Source organism: Streptomyces sp. NPDC104202 (assembly GCF_055584185.1).
Window position 1 is genome coordinate 1 of record NZ_JBVJMN010000027.1, and the last position, 14,610, is coordinate 14,610.

General features: G+C 71.3%; 13 protein-coding genes. 11 read left to right on the top strand and 2 right to left on the bottom strand.

The window, feature by feature from the left end:
* The first annotated feature begins 136 nt into the window (after nt 1-136).
* The 8 genes from ruvC (at nt 137) to ACZ60W_RS18870 (ending at nt 9,349) form a co-directional block, all read left to right on the top strand.
* The gene (gene ruvC, locus ACZ60W_RS18835; protein WP_469756440.1) at nt 137-700 is read left to right on the top strand and encodes a crossover junction endodeoxyribonuclease RuvC; all 564 of its coding nucleotides are present in this window, start codon (nt 137-139) and stop codon (nt 698-700) included.
* Nucleotides 697-1,326: a Holliday junction branch migration protein RuvA gene (gene ruvA / locus ACZ60W_RS18840; protein ID WP_469756441.1), complete on the top strand. Its 630-nt coding sequence runs from the start codon at nt 697-699 to the stop codon at nt 1,324-1,326. Before ruvC ends, ruvA begins: the two co-directional genes overlap by 4 nt.
* Before the next feature lie 53 nt (nt 1,327-1,379).
* Nucleotides 1,380-2,468, top strand: a complete 1,089-nt coding sequence (gene ruvB / locus ACZ60W_RS18845) for a Holliday junction branch migration DNA helicase RuvB (protein WP_469756442.1) — start codon at nt 1,380-1,382, stop codon at nt 2,466-2,468.
* Between the two features lie 165 nt (nt 2,469-2,633).
* Nucleotides 2,634-3,116, top strand: coding sequence for a preprotein translocase subunit YajC (gene yajC / locus ACZ60W_RS18850; RefSeq protein WP_469756443.1), 483 nt, complete (start codon nt 2,634-2,636; stop codon nt 3,114-3,116).
* A gap of 145 nt (nt 3,117-3,261) precedes the next feature.
* Nucleotides 3,262-5,025 (top strand): protein translocase subunit SecD, encoded by a 1,764-nt coding sequence (gene secD, locus ACZ60W_RS18855; RefSeq protein ID WP_469756444.1) that lies wholly within the window; start codon nt 3,262-3,264, stop codon nt 5,023-5,025.
* A 1-nt stretch (nt 5,026) separates the two neighbouring features.
* Nucleotides 5,027-6,103 carry a protein translocase subunit SecF gene (gene secF, locus ACZ60W_RS18860; RefSeq protein WP_469756445.1) on the top strand — a complete coding sequence of 359 codons (1,077 nt, stop codon included), beginning with the start codon at nt 5,027-5,029 and terminating at the stop codon, nt 6,101-6,103.
* Complete coding sequence (locus ACZ60W_RS18865) at nt 6,100-6,651, top strand: adenine phosphoribosyltransferase (RefSeq protein ID WP_469756446.1); 552 nt, start codon at nt 6,100-6,102, stop codon at nt 6,649-6,651. Before secF ends, ACZ60W_RS18865 begins: the two co-directional genes overlap by 4 nt.
* Nucleotides 6,652-6,871: 220 nt before the next feature.
* Nucleotides 6,872-9,349: a RelA/SpoT family protein gene (locus tag ACZ60W_RS18870; protein ID WP_469756447.1), complete on the top strand. Its 2,478-nt coding sequence runs from the start codon at nt 6,872-6,874 to the stop codon at nt 9,347-9,349.
* Nucleotides 9,350-9,461: 112 nt separating this feature from the next.
* Here the strand turns inward: ACZ60W_RS18870 and ACZ60W_RS18875 are convergent, their stop codons facing one another.
* Together ACZ60W_RS18875 and ACZ60W_RS18880 are read right to left on the bottom strand one after the other, a co-directional pair.
* Nucleotides 9,462-10,691 carry a DUF349 domain-containing protein gene (locus ACZ60W_RS18875; RefSeq protein WP_469756448.1) on the bottom strand — a complete coding sequence of 410 codons (1,230 nt, stop codon included), beginning with the start codon at nt 10,689-10,691 and terminating at the stop codon, nt 9,462-9,464.
* Between the two features lie 200 nt (nt 10,692-10,891).
* On the bottom strand, nt 10,892-11,692 hold the full coding sequence (locus tag ACZ60W_RS18880) for a peptidylprolyl isomerase (protein WP_469756449.1): 801 nt from the start codon (nt 11,690-11,692) through the stop codon (nt 10,892-10,894).
* Nucleotides 11,693-11,856: 164 nt separating this feature from the next.
* Between ACZ60W_RS18880 and ACZ60W_RS18885 the strand changes: the two genes are divergently transcribed.
* The 3 genes from ACZ60W_RS18885 (at nt 11,857) to ACZ60W_RS18895 (ending at nt 14,605) form a co-directional block, all read left to right on the top strand.
* A complete protein-coding gene (locus tag ACZ60W_RS18885; RefSeq protein ID WP_351824619.1) occupies nt 11,857-12,564 on the top strand; it encodes an MBL fold metallo-hydrolase in 708 nt (235 codons plus the stop codon).
* Nucleotides 12,565-12,574: 10 nt separating this feature from the next.
* The gene (gene hisS / locus ACZ60W_RS18890; RefSeq protein WP_469756450.1) at nt 12,575-13,837 is read left to right on the top strand and encodes a histidine--tRNA ligase; all 1,263 of its coding nucleotides are present in this window, start codon (nt 12,575-12,577) and stop codon (nt 13,835-13,837) included.
* A 141-nt stretch (nt 13,838-13,978) separates the two neighbouring features.
* Nucleotides 13,979-14,605: a vitamin K epoxide reductase family protein gene (locus ACZ60W_RS18895; RefSeq protein ID WP_469756451.1), complete on the top strand. Its 627-nt coding sequence runs from the start codon at nt 13,979-13,981 to the stop codon at nt 14,603-14,605.
* Nucleotides 14,606-14,610: the final 5 nt, after the last annotated feature.

Here is a 14,610-nt window from a genome sequence, read left to right on the forward strand (position 1 = left end):
GAAAATCGCTACCCCCCACCCCCCCCCCCACACAAACCAACACACCCCCCCCCCCCCCCCCCCCCCCGCTGCGTTGTCGGTGGCACCCGATAGCCTGCACAAACAGTTGAGCGACAGCGGTCCAGGGAGGGGCACAGTGCGCGTTCTCGGGGTGGACCCCGGGCTGACCCGGTGCGGCGTCGGCGTCGTCGAGGGCGTCGCCGGCCGGCCCCTCACCATGCTCGGCGTGGGTGTGGTGCGGACGTCCGCGGACGCGGACATCGGCCTGCGGCTGGTCGGCATCGAGCGCGGCATCGAGGAGTGGCTCGACCGCTTCTCGCCCGAACTCGTCGCCGTCGAGCGGGTGTTCGCCCAGCACAACGTGCGCACGGTGATGGGCACGGCCCAGGCCAGCGCCGTCGCGATGCTGTGCGCCTCGCGGCGCGGCATCCCCGTCGCGCTGCACACCCCCAGCGAGGTCAAGGCCGCCGTCACCGGCAGCGGACGCGCGGACAAGGCCCAGGTCGGTGCCATGGTGACCCGCCTGCTGCGGCTCTCCGCCCCGCCCAAGCCGGCCGACGCCGCCGACGCCCTCGCCCTCGCCATCTGCCACATCTGGCGGGCACCCGCGCAGAACCGCCTCCAGCAGGCCGTCGCCCAGAACCGTCTCCAGCAGGCGGTCGCCCAGCAGGCGTCCGCAGTGAAAGGCCGAACCCGATGATCGCCTTCGTCAGCGGCCCGGTCGCCGCGCTCGCCCCCACCACCGCCGTCATCGAGGTCGGCGGCGTGGGCATGGCCGTCCAGTGCACGCCGAACACGCTCTCCGGACTGAGGATCGGCCAGGAGGCCCGGCTCGCCACCTCGCTGGTCGTCCGCGAGGACTCCCTCACGCTGTACGGCTTCGCCGACGACGACGAGCGGCAGGTCTTCGAGCTCCTCCAGACCGCCAGCGGCGTCGGCCCCCGCCTCGCGCAGGCCATGCTCGGCGTGCACAGCCCCGACGCCCTGCGCCTCGCCGTCTCCACCGGCGACGAGAAGGCCCTCATGGCCGTCCCCGGCATCGGCAAGAAGGGCGCGCAGAAACTCCTCCTCGAACTGAAGGACAAGCTCGGCGCCCCGCTGGGCAGCAGCGGCCTGGTCGGCGCCCAGCGCGCCGCGGCCGGTCCCGCCCCCTGGACCGAGCAGCTCTCCGCCGCGCTGATCGGCCTGGGCTACGCGAGCCGCGAGGCGGAGGAGGCCGTCGCCGCCGTCGCCCCGCAGGCCGAGGCCGCCCTCGCCGAGACCGGCAGCGCGCCCGTGCCGCAGCTGCTCCGTGCCGCCCTGCAGACCCTCAACCGCACCCGCTGACCCGCTGCCCGCCGCACCGCCGGCCAGACCGTACGAACGAGAAGGCATCCACCGTGAACTGGGACGACGACATCACCGCCGAGGCACCCGAGGCCGAGGCGCGCATCGTCGGCGCCTCCGCCGAGGGGGACGACCAGGCCGTCGAGGCGGCGCTGCGCCCCAAGGACCTCAGCGAGTTCGTCGGCCAGGAGAAGGTCCGCCGGCAGCTCGACCTGGTCCTCAAGGCCGCCCTCCAGCGTGGTGCCACCGCCGACCACGTCCTGCTCTCCGGCGCCCCCGGCCTCGGCAAGACGACCCTCTCGATGATCATCGCGGCCGAGATGAACGCGCCGATCCGCATCACCTCCGGCCCCGCCATCCAGCACGCCGGCGACCTCGCCGCGATCCTCTCCTCCCTCCAGGAGGGCGAGATCCTCTTCCTCGACGAGATCCACCGGATGTCGCGGCCCGCCGAGGAGATGCTCTACATGGCGATGGAGGACTTCCGCGTCGACGTCATCGTCGGCAAGGGGCCCGGAGCCACCGCCATCCCCCTGGACCTGCCGCCGTTCACCCTGGTCGGCGCCACCACCCGGGCCGGCCTGCTGCCGCCCCCGCTGCGCGACCGCTTCGGCTTCACCGCCCACATGGAGTTCTACGACCCGGGCGAGCTCCAGCGCGTCATCCACCGCTCCGCCGGCCTGCTCGACGTCGCCATCGACCCGGCCGGAGCCGCCGAGATCGCCGGCCGCTCCCGCGGCACCCCCCGCATCGCCAACCGTCTGCTGCGCCGCGTCCGGGACTACGCACAGGTCAAGGCGGACGGAGTGATCACCCGGGAGATCGCCGAGATCGCCCTCGGGGTGTACGAGGTCGACAGCCGTGGCCTCGACCGGCTCGACCGCGCCGTCCTGGAGGCCCTTCTCAAGCTCTTCGGCGGCGGACCGGTCGGGCTCTCCACCCTCGCCGTCGCCGTGGGGGAGGAGCGCGAGACCGTCGAGGAGGTCGCCGAGCCCTTCCTCGTCCGCGAGGGACTGCTGGCCCGTACGCCCCGTGGCCGGGTAGCCACTCCCGCGGCATGGGCGCACCTCGGACTGGTTCCGCCGCAGGCAGCGGGCCCGGGAGCACACGGAAGCGGACAACAGGGGCTCTTCGGGGCGTGACAGCGCGGACACTCGCCCGCACAGGAACCAGGGTGCGATGCTGGACGTTGTTCCATCGATGCGGACTCGCCTAGACTCCGCCGATGCCGCCCTTTCCGGTCGGCGCGCCCACCCCCGAAGATCAGGCCGCGGGTTCTCCGCGACCATGCGAAGGAAACCCGTCCCGTGAACATCGTGACCCTCCTCCCCTTCATCGTCCTCATCGGGGCCATGTTCCTGATGACCCGCTCCGCCAAGAAGAAGCAGCAGGCGGCGGCGCAGATGCGCGACGAGATGCAGCCCGGCACCGGCGTACGGACGATCGGGGGGATGTACGCCACGGTCAAGGAGATCGGCGACGAGACCGTCCTCCTCGAGGTCGCCCCCGGCGTGCACGCGGTCTACGCCAAGAACGCCATCGGCGCGGTCCTCCCGGACGCCGAGTACAACCGCATCGTCCACGGCGACGAGGAGGAGCCGGACTCCGGCACCGTCGTTCCCGACGACGCCTCCTCGCTGACCGAGACCGCCGAGGACACGGAGAAGGACGCGGACGCCACGGCCGACGCGGCGCCGAAGGCCGATCTGACCAAGAAGTCGGACGCGGCCGAGGACGCCACCGAGGGCAAGAAGGACGGCAAGGCCGACGGCGAGACCGACGCGAAGTAGTCGCGGCCGGGGACCGCGCGCACGCCCGACCGGCGAGCGCGGTCCCCGGAACGGTTCCACGTCTGCGGGGGCAGGTCCCCACACACACTTCGTGGCCGTCCCGCGCACACCCGGCGCGGGACGGTTGGACAGGGAGATACGACAGGTGGCAGCACCGAAGAAGGGCCGAAGGCCGGCGGGGGGACAGAGCCGTCCGGGCCGCGCCCTGGCACTCATCCTGATCGCCATGGTCGCGCTCACCGGCGGGATGTTCTGGTCGGGGCACACCACCCCGCGCCTCGGCATCGACCTCGCCGGCGGTACGTCGATCACGCTGAAGGCCAAGGCCGAGCCCGGCCAGGAGTCGGCGGTCAACGAGACCAACATGAACACGGCGGTCGGCATCATCGAGCGCCGCGTCAACGGTCTGGGTGTCTCCGAGGCCGAGGTCCAGACGCAGGGCCGCGAGAACATCATCGTCAACATCCCTCGCGGGACGAACGAGAAGCAGGCCCGTGAGCAGGTCGGTACCACCGCCCAGCTCTACTTCCGGCCCGTTCTCGCCGTGACGAACGGTGCTCCGCAGGCCGCCCCGAGCGCCACGCCCTCGGGCAGCGCCACGGGCAGCCCGAAGCCGTCCGCCTCCGCCACCGGCACCACCGCGGGCGAGAAGTCGGCCACGCCGACGGCCACCGCCTCCACCCAGGGCCGCGCGCTCACCGAGGCCCTCAAGGCCCCGAGCCCGACGCCCACCGCGACCGGCTCGTCCTCCGCGACCCCCAAGGCGAGCGGCACTCCCTCGGCGACCCCGACGCCCGACGCCGCCACCGCGGCGCTGGAGAAGAAGTTCACCGCCCTGAACTGCCTCGACCCCAAGCAGCGCGCCGCGGCCGGCCAGGGCGTCAAGCCCGCCGAGCCGACCGTCGCCTGTGGCGAGGACGCCCCCGGCGTGTGGTCGAAATACCTCCTGGGCCCGGCCGAGGTCGAGGGCCGTGACGTCGACGACGCCAAGGGCGTCCTCGACCAGCAGCGCGGCATGTGGATCGTGACCATGGACTTCACGGACGCGGGTTCGAAGAAGTTCCAGGCGATCACCGGCAAGCTGTCGGCGCAGACCGACCCGCAGAACCGCTTCGCGATCGTCCTGGACGGCGAGGTCGTCTCGGCCCCGTCGGTCCGCCAGACGCTGAGCGCCAGCGCGGAGATCTCCGGCAACTTCAACCAGCAGTCGGCGCAGGACCTCGGCAACATCCTGTCGTACGGCGCCCTGCCCCTGACGTTCGAGACGCAGAGCGTCGACACCGTCACCGCCGCCCTCGGCGGCGACCAGCTGGAGGCGGGCCTCATCGCGGGCGCCATCGGCCTGGCGCTGGTCATCATCTACCTGGTCGCCTACTACCGCGGCCTGTCGCTGATCGCCATCCTCAGCCTCGGCGTCTCGGCGCTCCTCACATACGTGATCATGGCCCTCCTCGGCCCGGCCATCGGCTTCGCGCTGAACCTGCCGGCCGTCTGCGGCGCCATCGTCGCCATCGGCATCACCGCGGACTCGTTCATCGTCTACTTCGAACGCATCCGTGACGAGCTCCGCGAGGGCCGCACGCTCCGCCCGGCCGTCGAGCGCGCCTGGCCGCGTGCCCGACGCACGATCATGGTCTCCGACTTCGTGTCGTTCCTCGCCGCGGCCGTGCTCTTCATCGTCACCGTCGGCAAGGTCCAGGGCTTCGCGTTCACGCTCGGCCTGACCACCCTGCTCGACATCGTCGTGGTGTTCCTCTTCACCAAGCCGGTCATGACGCTCCTGGCGCGGACCAAGTTCTTCGGGAACGGCCACGCCTGGTCCGGCCTGGACCCGAAGCGCCTCGGTGCCCAGCCGCCGCTGCGCCGCACCCGCCGTGCCCACGCCCCCGTCGACGCGAAGGAGGCGTGAGATGTCGAAGCTCGGCGATCTCGGCGCCCGGCTCCACCGCGGTGAGGTCGGTTACGACTTCATCGGCAACCGCAAGATCTGGTATGGCCTGTCCATCCTGATCACCATCACCGCCATCGTCGCCCTGGCCGTCCGCGGCCTCAACATGGGCATCGAGTTCCAGGGCGGCGCCGTCTTCACCACCCCGAAGTCGGAGGTCTCCGTCAGCCAGGCGCAGGAGTACGCGGAAGAGGCCTCCGGCCACGACGCGATCGTCCAGCAGCTCGGCAACGGCTCCCTGCGCATCCAGATCGGCGGCCTCGACACCGCGCAGTCCGACAAGGTCCGCGGGGAGCTCTCGAAGGACCTGGGCGTCCCCGAGGACAAGATCGCGGCCGAGCTGGTCGGTCCCAGCTGGGGCGAGCAGATCGCCAACAAGGCGTGGACCGGCCTGGGGGTCTTCATGATCCTCGTGGTGATCTACCTGGCCATCGCCTTCGAGTGGAGAATGGCGGTCGCGGCACTGATCGCCCTCATCCACGACCTCACGATCACCGTCGGCATCTACTCGCTGGTCGGGTTCGAGGTCACGGTCGGTACGGTCATCGGTCTGCTGACGATCCTCGGTTACTCGCTGTACGACACGGTCGTGGTCTTCGACTCGCTCAAGGAGCAGACGAAGGACATCACCAAGCAGACCCGCTTCACCTACAGCGAGCTGGCCAACCGCTCGATCAACGGCACCCTGGTCCGTTCGATCAACACCACCGTCGTCGCGCTGCTGCCGGTCGCCGGCCTGCTCTTCATCGGTGGCGGCGTCCTCGGCGCCGGCATGCTGAACGACATCTCGCTGTCGCTGTTCGTGGGTCTCGCCGCCGGCGCGTACTCCTCGATCTTCATCGCCACCCCGCTGGTCGCCGACCTCAAGGAGCGCGAGCCGGCGATCCGGGCCCTGAAGAAGCGCATCATGGCCAAGCGCGCGAGCGCCGCGGCCAAGGGCGAGTCGGAGGACGGCACGGACGGCCCGTCCGCCGAGGCCGAGACCGCCGTCGTGGGCCCCCGCGCCGGCCGCCGCGGCACCCGGGAGCACCGAGGATGACCGCCGAGGCCCAGGACGTCACCGCACTCCTGCTCAGCCGCATCCGCGACGTCCCCGACTACCCGAAGCCGGGCGTGCTGTTCAAGGACATCACGCCGCTGCTCGCGGACCCGGCGGCGTTCACGGCCCTCACCGACGTCCTCGCCGGGCTGTGCACCGCGCACGGCGCGACGAAGATCGTCGGCCTGGAGGCCCGCGGCTTCATCCTGGCCGCCCCCGTCGCCGTCCGCGCGGGCCTGGGGTTCATCCCGGTCCGCAAGGCCGGCAAGCTCCCCGGGGCCACGCTCAGCCAGGCGTACGAGCTGGAGTACGGCACCGCCGAGATCGAGGTGCACGCCGAGGACCTGGTTGCGGGCGACCGCGTCATGGTCATCGACGACGTCCTCGCCACCGGAGGCACGGCCGAGGCCTCGATCGAGCTCATCCGCCGCGCCGGCGCCGAGGTGGCGGGCGTCGCGGTCCTGATGGAACTGGGCTTCCTCCCGGGCCGCGCCCGGCTGGAGCCCGCGCTGGACGGCGCACCGCTCAAGGCACTGATCACGGTCTGACACCACGGCCCGTGCACGGGGGCGCTCCGGGGAATCCCCGGGGCGCCCCCGTCGTTCTCCCCTGTGACCCGGTACGGGGCCCGGTGCGCGCGTTTCGTCCCCGCCGGAGTGCGCCCCCTCCCCGGGGTGACGGCCACCGCGTGCGCATCCGGCCTCGTGGCTCGATACCATGGCCTTTCCGGGCCTGACCGGGGGACCCGGCACCGCACGAGGAGCGCTCTTGCCAGACGAGGCCCAGTCACTCTCCGCCGCGCAGCCCGACCCGAAGGCCGACCAGGCCGCGCAGGGAACCGGCACGCCCCAGAACAAGCCGGCGGAGACCGGGCCCGCGCCCGAGGCGCCCACGCCGGCGCCCGCGCCGGCCTCGACGACCCGGCCGGCACCGGCCGCGCCCGCCCGCTCCGGCGGCTCGTCCAACCGCGTCCGCGCCCGCCTCGCCCGCCTCGGAGTCCAGCGCTCCTCCCCGTACAACCCGGTCCTCGAACCGCTGCTGCGGATCGTGCGCTCCAACGACCCCAAGATCGAGACGGCCACCCTCCGGCAGGTCGAGCACGCCTACCAGGTCGCCGAGCGCTGGCACCGCGGCCAGAAGCGCAAGAGCGGCGACCCGTACATCACGCACCCGCTCGCCGTGACGACCATCCTCGCCGAGCTCGGCATGGACCCGGCGACCCTGATGGCCGGCCTGCTGCACGACACCGTCGAGGACACCGAGTACGGCCTGGAGACCCTCCGCCGCGACTTCGGCGACCAGGTCGCGCTCCTCGTCGACGGCGTCACCAAGCTCGACAAGGTCAAGTTCGGCGAGGCCGCCCAGGCCGAGACCGTCCGCAAGATGGTCGTGGCCATGGCGAAGGACCCCCGCGTCCTGGTCATCAAGCTCGCCGACCGCCTGCACAACATGCGCACCATGCGCTACCTCAAGCGGGAGAAGCAGGAGAAGAAGGCCCGCGAGACCCTCGAGATCTACGCGCCCCTGGCCCACCGCCTGGGCATGAACACCATCAAGTGGGAGCTGGAGGACCTCGCCTTCGCGATCCTCTACCCCAAGATGTACGACGAGATCGTCCGGCTCGTCGCCGAGCGCGCCCCCAAGCGGGACGAGTACCTCGCGATAGTGACCGACGAGGTCCAGACCGACCTGCGCGCCGCCCGGATCAAGGCGACCGTCACCGGCCGCCCCAAGCACTACTACAGCGTCTACCAGAAGATGATCGTCCGCGGCCGGGACTTCGCGGAGATCTACGACCTGGTCGGCATCCGCGTCCTCGTGGACACCGTCCGCGACTGCTACGCGGCGCTCGGCACCGTCCACGCGCGATGGAACCCGGTCCCCGGCCGGTTCAAGGACTACATCGCGATGCCGAAGTTCAACATGTACCAGTCGCTGCACACGACGGTCATCGGACCCAACGGCAAGCCGGTCGAGCTCCAGATCCGCACCTTCGACATGCACCGGCGCGCCGAGTACGGCATCGCCGCCCACTGGAAGTACAAGCAGGAGGCCGTCGCCGGCGCCTCCAAGGTCCGCGCCGACGTGCCCAAGAAGGCCGGCAAGGACGACCACCTCAACGACATGGCGTGGCTGCGCCAGCTCCTCGACTGGCAGAAGGAGACCGAGGACCCCAGCGAGTTCCTGGAGTCCCTGCGCTTCGACCTCTCCCGCAACGAGGTCTTTGTTTTCACGCCCAAGGGCGACGTCATCGCGCTGCCGGCCGGGGCCACCCCCGTCGACTTCTCGTACGCCGTCCACACCGAGGTCGGCCACCGGACGATAGGAGCGCGGGTCAACGGACGGCTCGTGCCGCTCGAATCGACCCTCGACAACGGCGACCTGGTCGAGGTCTTCACCTCCAAGGCCGCCGGCGCCGGTCCCTCCCGCGACTGGCTCGGCTTCGTCAAGTCGCCGCGCGCCCGCAACAAGATCCGCGCCTGGTTCTCCAAGGAACGCCGCGACGAGGCCATCGAGCAGGGCAAGGACGCCATCGCGCGGGCCATGCGCAAGCAGAACCTGCCGATCCAGCGCATCCTCACCGGCGACTCGCTCGTCACCCTCGCCCACGAGCTGCGCTACGCGGACATCTCCTCGCTGTACGCGGCGATCGGCGAGGGCCACGTCACCGCCCAGTCGATCGTGCAGAAGCTGGTCCAGGCGCTGGGCGGCGAGGAGGCCGCCACCGAGGACATCGACGAGGCCGCGCCGCCGACCCGGGGCCGCTCCAAGCGCCGCTCCAGCGCCGACCCCGGTGTCGTCGTCAAGGGCGTCGACGACGTCTGGGTGAAGCTGGCCCGCTGCTGCACCCCCGTCCCCGGCGACCCGATCATCGGATTCGTCACCCGCGGCAGTGGCGTATCGGTTCACCGCAGCGACTGCGTCAACGTGGAGTCCCTCTCCCGGGAGCCGGAGCGGATCCTGGAGGTCGAGTGGGCCCCGACCCAGTCCTCGGTCTTCCTCGTCGCCATCCAGGTGGAGGCCCTCGACCGGTCCCGGCTGCTCTCCGACGTCACCCGGGTCCTGTCCGACCAGCACGTCAACATCCTCTCGGCGGCCGTCCAGACCTCCCGCGACCGGGTGGCCACCTCCCGCTTCACCTTCGAGATGGGCGACCCGAAGCACCTGGGCCACGTCCTGAAGGCGGTGCGGGGCGTGGAGGGCGTCTACGACGTCTACCGCGTCACCTCGGCCCGCAGGCCGTAGCGCGGTCGCTCCGGGGCCCGAGAGCCCCGGAGCCGAGCACGAGGAAGGCCCCCCGGCGCGATGCCGGGGGGCCTTCCTCGTACGGTCACGGCGTCGGCCGGACGGGTGGGTCTCAGCCGCCGAACTCCTCCAGGCCCTTCAGGGCCTGGTCGAGCAGGGCCTGACGGCCCTCCAGCTCGCGGGCGAGCTTGTCGGCCTTGGCGTCGTTGCCGGCGGCGCGGGCCGCGTCGATCTGCTTGCGCAGCTTCTCCACGGCGTCCTGGAGCTGACCGGTCAGACCCGCGGCACGCGCGCGCGCCTCCGGGTTCGTCCGGCGCCACTCGGACTCCTCGGCCTCCTGGATGGCCCGCTCCACGCCGTGCATCCGGCCCTCGACCTTGGGACGGGCGTCCCGCGGGACGTGGCCGATGGCCTCCCAGCGCTCGTTGAGGGAACGGAAGGCCGCGCGGGCCGCCTTCAGGTCCGTCACCGGGACGAGCTTCTCGGCCTCGGTCGCGAGCTCCTCCTTGGCCTTGAGGTTCTCGGTCTGCTCCGCGTCCCGCTCGGCGAAGACCTCGCCGCGCGCCGCGAAGAAGACGTCCTGCGCGCCGCGGAAGCGGTTCCACAGGTCGTCCTCGTGCTCGCGCTGGGCGCGGCCGGCGGCCTTCCACTCGGTCATCAGGTCGCGGTAGCGCGCGGCGGTGGCGCCCCAGTCGGTGGAGTTCGACAGCGACTCCGCCTCGGCGACCAGACGCTCCTTGGCCTTGCGGGCGTCCTCGCGCTGGGCGTCCAGCGAGGCGAAGTGGGCCTTGCGGCGCTTCGAGAACGCCGAGCGGGCGTGCGAGAAGCGGTGCCACAGCTCGTCGTCCGACTTGCGGTCGAGCCGGGGCAGGCCCTTCCAGGTGTCGACGAGCGCGCGCAGCCGCTCACCGGCCGAACGCCACTGCTCGCTCTGGGCCAGTTCCTCGGCCTCGGTGACGAGCTTCTCCTTGGCGGAGCGGGCCTCGTCGGTCTGCTTCGCCTTCTGGGCCTTGCGCTCCTCGCGGCGCGAGTCGACCGCCTCGACGAGCTTGTCCAGCCGGGCGGCGAGCGCGGCCAGGTCGCCGACGGCGTGGTGCTCGTTGACCTGCTGGCGGATGTGCTCGATCGCCGTCGTGGCGTCCTTCGCCGAGAGGTCGGTGGTCCTCACGCGCTTCTCGAGGAGGCCGATCTCGACCACCAGGCCCTCGTACTTGCGCTCGAAGTAGGCCAGGGCCTCCTCAGGGGTGCCGGCCTGCCACGATCCGACGACCTTCTCGCCCTCGGCCGTCCGCACGTACACGGTGCCCGTCTCGTCGACGCGGCCCCACGGGTCGCTGCTCACAGCGCCTCCTCACCATGATGCCGTCGCGGGGTCGTACCCCCCGGGCATCGTCCACAGTTTCCCGGCGGGCCTCGCCCGCCATCCGCAGCGCGGCCGACGGCCCACGCTGCACAACGCCAATCTAGGCGAATCGCGGCCCGGCTGTCCGCACTCAGCGCGACCGAGATTCCACGGTCACGCGTGCGTGCGGACGCCCCGGCTCACTTCTTCGCGACGGTGGCCTTCTCGATGGTGACGGGCTTCTTCGGGGCGCCGTCCCCCGCGCCGCCCTCGACACCGGCCGCGGCCACGTCCTGGACCGCCTTGAGCCCGGCCGCGTCGATCTTCCCGAACGGGGTGTAGCTCGGGGGCAGCTTGGTGTCCTTGTAGACCAGGAAGAACTGCGATCCGCCGGTGCCCGGCTGCCCGGTGTTGGCCATGGCGACGGTGCCGGCCGGGAAGGTGACCGAGCCGTCCGCGCCGGCCTTGCCCAGCGAGTCCAGGTTCTCGTCCGGGATGGTGTAGCCCGGGCCGCCGGTGCCGTCGCCCTTGGGGTCACCGCACTGGAGCACGTAGATGCCCTGGGTGGTGAGCCGGTGGCACTTGGTCCCGTCGAAGTACTTCTTGCCCGCGAGGTACGCGAAGGAGTTCACCGTGCGCGGCGTCTTCGACGCGTCCATGGTGATCGTGATGTCGCCCTCGTCGGTCGCGAGGGACATCGCGTAGGTGGCCTTCGTGTCCACGGTGAGCTTCGGCTCGGGGCTCGCCGCCTGGGTCGGGGTCGGCGTGGGCGCGGCCGAGGTCGGCGCGTCGCTCGCCGTGTTGTCCGCGCCCTTGTCCGTGCCGTCCGTCAGTGCCACGGAGGCGTAGACCGCGCCGCCCGCGGCCACCACCACCGCGAGGGCCGCGGCGATGACGGTGTTGCGGCGCTTCGCCTTGCGCCGGTTCTCCTCCCGCCGCTGCTGCTGCCGTGCGTACTTCTCCCTGGCAAGCTGCCGCCGCCGCTGATCGCTGGTGACCACCGGGTCCGCTCCTCGTCGCTCGTCTGTTCCTGTCCTGGCCGGATGTGCCCGTACGGTATACGGGTTGGCTGTGGAACCGGCACCGCCGGTAGGCTCTGATCTGCCGCATTCCGTGTTTTCCGCGAGTTCCGCGCCCCCGTGCCGGACGACATCTAAGGACGAACGTGCTGATTGCCGGGTTCCCCGCCGGGGCCTGGGGGACCAATTGCTATCTGGTCGCCCCCGCCGCAGGCGAGGAGTGCGTGATCATCGACCCGGGCCACCAGGCCGCCCAGGGTGTCGAGGAGACGCTGAAGAAGCATCGGCTCAAGCCCGTCGCCGTCGTCCTGACCCATGGACACATCGACCACGTCGCCTCCGTCGTCCCGGTGTGCGGCGCCCATGACGTCCCCGCGTGGATCCACCCGTCCGACCGCTACATGATGAGCGACCCGGAGAAGGCCCTCGGCCGCTCCATCGGGATGCCCCTCATGGGCGAGCTGACCGTGGGGGAGCCCGACGACGTGCGCGAGCTCACCGACGGCGCCGAGCTCAAGCTCGCCGGTCTCGACTTCTCCGTCGCCCACGCGCCCGGTCATACCAAGGGGTCGGTGACCTTCAGGATGCCCGAGACCACGGAGATCCCCTCCGTGTTCTTCTCGGGCGACCTCCTGTTCGCCGGCTCCATCGGACGCACCGACCTTCCCGGCGGTGACATGGACGAGATGCTCGCTTCGCTGGCCCGTGTGTGCCTGCCGCTCGACAACTCGACCGTGGTGCTGTCGGGACACGGTCCCCAGACGACCATCGGCCAGGAGCGCGCCACCAACCCGTACCTGCGGGACGTGGCGGCCGGCCTCGGGAGCACGAAGGCTCCCCGACGAGGAATGTGACGAGAACCCCGTGAGCACCTTCAAGGCCCCCAAGGGCACGTACGACCTGATCCCGCCCTTCTCCGCCAAGTACCTCGCGGTCCGCGACGCGATCGCGGAGCCGCTGCGGACGTCCGGCTACGGCTACGTCGAGACCCCCGGCTTCGAGGACGTGAACCTCTTCGCCCGCGGCGTCGGCGAGTCCACCGACATCGTCAGCAAGGAGATGTACGCCTTCGAGACCAAGGGCGGCGACAAGCTCGCCCTGCGTCCCGAGGGCACCGCCTCCGTGCTGCGCGCCGCCCTGGAGTCCAACCTCCACAAGCAGGGCAACCTGCCGGTCAAGCTCTGGTACTCCGGCTCGTACTACCGCTACGAGCGCCCGCAGAAGGGCCGCTACCGCCACTTCTCGCAGGTCGGTGCCGAGGCGATCGGCGCCGAGGACCCGGCGCTCGACGCCGAGCTGATCATCCTGGCCGACCAGGCGTACCGCTCGCTCGGTCTGCGGAACTTCCGGATCCTGCTGAACTCGCTCGGCGACAAGGAGTGCCGCCCCGTCTACCGCGAGGCGCTCCAGGACTTCCTCCGTGCCCTCGACCTCGACGACGAGACCCGCCGCCGCATCGAGATCAACCCGCTGCGCGTCCTCGACGACAAGCGAGAGGCCGTCCAGAAGCAGCTGGTCGGCGCGCCGCTCCTGCGCGACTACCTGTGCGACGCGTGCAAGGCGTACCACGAGGAGGTGCGCGCCCTCATCACCGCGGCGGGCGTCGTCTTCGAGGACGACGCCAAGCTGGTCCGCGGCCTCGACTACTACACCCGCACCACCTTCGAGTTCGTCCACGACGGTCTCGGCTCGCAGTCGGCGGTCGGCGGCGGCGGCCGCTACGACGGCCTCTCCGAGATGATCGGCGGCCCCGCGCTGCCGTCCGTGGGCTGGGCGCTCGGCGTGGACCGCACGGTCCTCGCCCTGGAGGCGGAGGGCGTCGAGCTCGACATCCCCGCCGCGACCAGCGTCTTCGCCGTGGCCATCGGCGACGAGGCCCGCCGTCTGCTCTTCGGCAAGGTCACCGAGCTGCGCCGGGAGGGCGTCGCCGCCGACTTCTCCTTCGGCGGCAAGGGCCTCAAGGGCGCCATGAAGGACGCCAACCGGTCGGGCGCCCGCCTCGCCGTCGTCGCCGGCGAGCGCGACCTCGCCGAGGGCGTCGTCCAGCTCAAGGACATGGAGTCCGGCGAGCAGCAGGCCGTCCCGGTCGACGGCCTCGTCGACGCGGTCAGGGCCAGGCTGGCCTGACCGGCCCGCACGCGCGGACGGGGCCCGGACCACCACGGTGGTCCGGGCCCCGTCCTTATGCCCAGCGAACGGTGCGGAGCAGGACAGGTGTTGCAGAATGACCCTGCCCACAAGGCCCGCGAACGAGGGAAACCAGGCGACATGACGAAGGCAGCGGTGGAAGAGACCGCGTCCGGCCGGGACGGCGACGGCACGATCGGGGCGAGCCGGGCCTTCGCCTGGCTGCTCGTGATCACCGGGGCGGCCGGCCTGCTCGCCGCCTGGGTCATCACGATCGACAAGATCAAGCTCCTGGAGGACCCCGACTTCACCCCGGGGTGCAGCCTCAACCCGATCGTGTCGTGCGGCAACATCATGAAGAGCGAGCAGGCCTCGGTCTTCGGTTTCCCCAACCCCATGCTCGGCCTCGTGACGTACGCCATGGTCATCGCGATCGGCGTGGCCCTGCTCGCCGGAGCCCGCTACCGCCGCTGGTACTGGCTCGGCCTCAACGCCGGCACCCTGTTCGGCGTCGGCTTGTGCGCCTGGCTGACGTACCAGTCGCTGTACGAGATCAACTCGCTCTGCCTCTGGTGCTGCCTGGCCTGGGTCGCCACCATCGTCATGTTCTGGTACGTGACCTCGCACAACGTCCGCACCGGCGTCCTCCCCGCCCCCCGCGCCCTGCGGACCTTCTTCGGCGAGTTCACCTGGGTCCTGCCCGTCCTCCACATCGGGATCATCGGCATGCTGATCCTGACCCGCTGGTGGGACTTCTGGACCGGCTGACGGAG

Bases quoted from the DNA above. Each gene is read 5' to 3' on its own strand.
- ruvA (WP_469756441.1), top strand. From the start codon at position 697: ATGATCGCCTTCGTCAGCGGCCCGGTCGCCGCGCTCGCCCCCACCACC.
- ACZ60W_RS18865 (WP_469756446.1), top strand. From the start codon at position 6,100: ATGACCGCCGAGGCCCAGGACGTCACCGCACTCCTGCTCAGCCGCATC.
- ACZ60W_RS18895 (WP_469756451.1), top strand. From the start codon at position 13,979: ATGACGAAGGCAGCGGTGGAAGAGACCGCGTCCGGCCGGGACGGCGAC.
- secF (WP_469756445.1), top strand. From the start codon at position 5,027: ATGTCGAAGCTCGGCGATCTCGGCGCCCGGCTCCACCGCGGTGAGGTC.